This window comes from Janthinobacterium silvisoli (assembly GCF_014200725.1).
In the GTDB taxonomy this organism is placed as follows: Bacteria; Pseudomonadota; Gammaproteobacteria; order Burkholderiales; family Burkholderiaceae_D; genus Janthinobacterium.
Genome location: NZ_JACHCL010000014.1, coordinates 1 through 4489 on the forward strand (window position 1 = coordinate 1; position 4489 = coordinate 4489).

General features: G+C 56.5%; 3 protein-coding genes. All 3 read left to right on the forward strand.

What is annotated here, in order from left to right; translation table 11 throughout:
* Positions 1 to 220: 220 nt before the first annotated feature.
* The 3 genes from HDE75_RS26535 to HDE75_RS26545 are packed head-to-tail and all read left to right on the forward strand — an operon-like array spanning position 221 to position 4279.
* Positions 221 to 1699 (forward strand): DUF2868 domain-containing protein, encoded by a 1479-nt coding sequence (locus HDE75_RS26535; protein WP_183683129.1) that lies wholly within the window; start codon positions 221 to 223, stop codon positions 1697 to 1699.
* On the forward strand, positions 1696 to 3171 hold the full coding sequence (locus HDE75_RS26540; RefSeq protein ID WP_183683132.1) for a DUF3482 domain-containing protein: 1476 nt from the start codon (positions 1696 to 1698) through the stop codon (positions 3169 to 3171). The genes HDE75_RS26535 and HDE75_RS26540 overlap by 4 nt, the downstream gene beginning before the upstream one ends.
* A 28-nt stretch (positions 3172 to 3199) precedes the next feature.
* A complete protein-coding gene (locus HDE75_RS26545; RefSeq protein ID WP_183683135.1) occupies positions 3200 to 4279 on the forward strand; it encodes a tartrate dehydrogenase in 1080 nt (359 codons plus the stop codon).
* The last annotated feature ends 210 nt before the right edge of the window (positions 4280 to 4489 follow it).

A 4489-nucleotide genomic window follows, 5' to 3' on the forward strand; every position in this document is an offset into this window, starting at 1 on the left:
GACCGTGAAACAACTTTGCGCCGATGATAGTGCTGCAACCAGTGTGAAAGTAGGTTATTGTCAGGCTTGTTATTCGAAAAAACCCCTTCCGGTGATCCGGTTGGGGTTTTTTTACGTCTGGTGCTTTTGCAGCCTCGCTTCGCGCTGCGTTGGCCTGAAATGGAAAAGTACGTCACAATCTACCTGTCCAGTTGTCGTTTCATACAAAAACAGGAGCAATATGAACGAGCAAATTGCGAGAGATGTGGTGCTGGTCCGTGCGATCGAGACGGCCGACGAGAAAAGAGAAGTCCTCAGCGAGGATGACCGCATGTATGCCAGCCGCAGCGCCAGGGAACTTGCCCAGTGGCAAGCATCCGGCAAGCAGGCCGAGGCGACCAGCGATGACTTCCTGCAGCAGCGCTCCGAACAGATCATCAAGCGCATCACCGAGCGCACGCCAGCCTTTGGCGTATTTGCAAAGCGGCGCAACGGCTTGAAGACTTTGGCCCGCACTTTGCCCATACTTGCGTTGCTGTTGGGCGCCGGTCTCGACCGTATCACGGATCCACACCGCGTCGATTTACTGTCGGCGCCGCTCCTCTTGATCATTGCCTGGAATCTGCTGGTCTATCTGGGCTTGTTCATCTGGCTGTTTATCCCCTCGCATCCGCTCGGCTGGCCCAGAGCGCCCATGGTGCGCTATCTGAGTGTCGGAAAATTGTCCTTGCCGCGCAAATTGCCGCACGCCTTATCGACTGGCTTGCTCAGTTTCATGGGCGAGTGGGCCCACTTGAGCGCGAAGCTCACTTCCGCCCGCTTGAGCCGTACCATCCATTTGAGCGCGGCCCTGTTTGCCATCGGCGCCGTCATTTCACTCTATGCGCGCGGCTTCCTGTCGCAATACGAAGCCGGTTGGGAAAGCACTTTTCTTGGTGCCAGCCAGGTACACGGCCTCTTGTCTTTCTTGTTCGCGCCGGCCATTTCCCTGTTTCACCTGCAAGGTTTTTCACTGGCCGAAATCGAAGCGCTGCGTTTTCCGCAAACCACGGCGGCCGAAGGCGGCGCGCGCTGGGTGCATTTATATGCGTCCACCATTTTTCTGCTGGTCGTCTTGCCGCGCGTTGTATTGGCCCTGGTCAGCAACTGGCGTGCGTCGCGCCTGACGCAGCATTTCCCGCTGGATCTCGATCAACCTTATTTCCGCAAGCTCAATGACAGCATTGGCGTGGCGACGGAAGGCATGTTGCGTGTGCTGCCCTACAGTTTTACCGTCGACGAGCCGCGCCATAAAGCACTGGGGCAGATCGCCATCATGTTGTTTGGCGAGCAGGGCCGCGTGATGCTGCGTCCGTCGACCTCGTATGGCGAGGAGCCGCAAGATGTCTTGCGCGGCACGGACTTGAACGATGCGCAAGTCAATATCACGGCCGTATTGTTCAACCTGATGGCGACGCCTGAAAAAGAAAATCACGGCGCTTTCCTCGATTACCTGGTGAAATCCTCGACGCGCGGAATTGCTGTCTTGCTCGATGAATCGTCTTACCTCGAGCGTGCTGGTGAGCAGGCCGATAAGGGCGCCCGACTGGCGGAACGGATTGCCCTGTGGCAGCAATTCTGTCAATTCCACAAAACCACGGCCACTCTGGTGAATCTGCTGGATCCTTCCCTTCATCCTCTCGACGCTGGTGTCGGCTTGAAATTATCGGTAGCAACATGATCAGTAAAGATGTGCAGGATGATGCAGCGCAAATTCAGTTTGCGCTGATTTCGCATACGAATAATGGCAAGACGACTTTGGCGCGTACCCTGGTCGGGGTGGACGTGGGCGAAGTGCGTGACGCCGCCCACGTGACGGTGTTTGCGGAATCGCATAGCTTGCTGAGCACGCCGCAGGGTGATTCTTTGCAATTATGGGATACGCCCGGCTTTGGCGATTCCGTACGGCTGCTGAAACGCCTGGGGCAATCGGGCAATCCCATCGGCTGGTTTTTACGCGAAGTGCTGGACCGTTATCGAGACCGTCCGTTCTGGCTCAGTCAGCAAGCGCTGCGTACGGCCAAAGATGCCGCCGATGTGGTGCTGTATCTGGTCAATTCATCGGAAAACCCGAAAGATGCAGGCTACTTGCCCGCGGAAATGAAAATCCTGGAATGGCTGGGTAAACCGGTGGTGGTCTTGCTGAACCAGATGGGACCGCCAAGGCCTGGTAATGCAGAAAATGCCGAGCAGGAACGCTGGCGCACGCATCTGGCGCAATATCCTGTTGTGCGCGACGTCCTTGCGCTCGATGCCTTTGCCCGTTGCTGGGTACATGAACGCGTATTTTATGAAGCGGTCGGCAAGTTATTGCCACCGTCGCAGCAAGCGGGATATGCGCGCCTGTTTGCCACATGGCAAACGCAAAACATGCAGCGCTTCCAGCAGGCCATGCATGTGTTGGCGCAGCAGCTGGTGGTGGCGGCACAAGACAGCGCCGCGATCGAACCTGCCTCCAAAGGCTTGTTCAAGTCGGCCTTGAAAGTGGTGGGTATCGGCAAAAACGAGGAGCAACAACGGCAAGAGGCGGCGATGGGGACGCTGATTGCCAGGCTCAACACACGTAGTGGCGAGACCACGCGCGAATTACTGATACTGCACAAGCTTGACCCGACTGATGCGCACAAGATCAATACCCGCGTGCGTGAGAATTTCTCTGTGCGCGCACCGATCGACAAAGCTCAGGCGGGCTTGCTGGGCGCCATGATTTCTGGTGCGGCGACGGGCTTGTCGGCCGATCTGATTTCCGGTGGCTTGACTCTGGGAACAGGTGCTTTGCTTGGTGGCGTAGTGGGAGCGCTGACTTTTGCCGGCGCCGCCTGGGGTTTTAATTCGGGTACGGAGCGCAACGAGCCGACCATGCAGTTTACGGACGCTTTCTTGTGTACCTTGGTGGTGGCTGGCGTCTTGCGTTACCTGGCGGTGGCGCACTTTGGTCGTGGCCGCGGCAATTTCATCGAAGGTGAAGCGCCGGCATTCTGGCAGGAAATCGTCGAGCAGGAAGTCGCGCGGCACGATGACGCCCTGGCTGAATTGTGGAAAGAGTTGCGCCGGGAAAAGGCTGTCGCGCAAGCAGTGGAACTGGCCCAGCCTGTCATCGCAAGCATTACTTCCGACACACTGGCGCGCCTGTACCCGGATGGGGCACACTAGTACTTCACCGCATCGTCAGGAGTAAAGCATGGCCCAACATAAAATCGCCGTCATTGCCGGGGACGGCATCGGTAATGAAGTGATGCCGGAAGGCTTGCGCGTACTGCAGGCTTGCGCGCAGCGCTATAACATCGAGTTGCAGTTCACCACCATGGAGTGGGCAAATTGCGATTACTACCTGGAACATGGGCAAATGATGCCCGACGACTGGTTCGAGCAGCTCAAGGATTTCGACGCCATTTACTTTGGCGCCGTTGGCTGGCCAGATAAAGTCCCTGATCATATTTCGCTGTGGGGTTCGCTGCTGAAGTTCCGCCGTGAATTTGATGAATACGTCAATTTGCGTCCGGTGCGCTTGATGCCAGGTGTGCCTTGTCCGCTGGCAAATAAAAAGCCGGGCGATATCGACTTTTATGTGGTGCGCGAAAATACGGAAGGCGAGTACTCGCCCGTGGGCGGCCGCATGTTCGAAGGCACCGAGCGTGAGATCGTATTGCAGGAATCAGTGTTCACGCGCAAGGGTGTCGATCGCATCTTGAAGTATGCGTTTGAGCTGGCGCAAAGCCGGCCCAAGAAACACCTGACGTCGGCCACCAAGTCGAACGGCATCGCACTGAGCATGCCATACTGGGATGAGCGGGTCGAGGCGATGGCGCCAGACTATCCCGAGGTACGCTGGGACAAATACCATATTGATATATTGGCGGCCCGTTTTGTGCTGAGCCCCGAACGTTTCGATGTGGTCGTCGCTTCGAACCTGTTCGGTGACATCTTGTCTGACCTGGGGCCGGCCTGCACGGGTACGATTGCCATCGCACCGTCAGCCAATATCAATCCCGAGCGTACGTTCCCTTCCGTCTTCGAACCGGTACACGGTTCCGCGCCGGATATCTATGGACAGAATATTGCCAACCCGATTGGCATGATCTGGTCGGGCGCCATGATGCTCGATTTCCTCGGCAATGGCGATGCCAATTACAAGGCCGCACATGACGCTATCTTGCAGGCGATTGAGCAAGTCTTGGAACATGGTCCACGCACGCCGGATATGGACGGCACTGCCAGTACGACCGAGGTCGGCATGGCGATTGCGGCCTTGTTAAAGTAAATTCTCGAATAGCCGTAATAATCCTTGCCGCTTTCGGGCGGCTTTGCTATAGTTCGCCTCCCCGATGAGACGCACTAGTTTGCGGCACAAAAGGGATCACCGGAAACGATGATGCAGTAAAAAAGAAGGTTGACGAAATGCTGAAAACGCTTCATACTCTTCCTTCTTCGCAGCTGACAAACACAACGCTTTGTCGATAGCGCGAAAGCA

Excerpts from the sequence above, each read along its gene's own strand:
- HDE75_RS26540 (WP_183683132.1), top strand. The coding sequence starts at position 1,696 with ATGATCAGTAAAGATGTGCAGGATGATGCAGCGCAAATTCAGTTTGCG.
- HDE75_RS26545 (WP_183683135.1), top strand. The coding sequence starts at position 3,200 with ATGGCCCAACATAAAATCGCCGTCATTGCCGGGGACGGCATCGGTAAT.
- HDE75_RS26535 (WP_183683129.1), top strand. The coding sequence starts at position 221 with ATGAACGAGCAAATTGCGAGAGATGTGGTGCTGGTCCGTGCGATCGAG.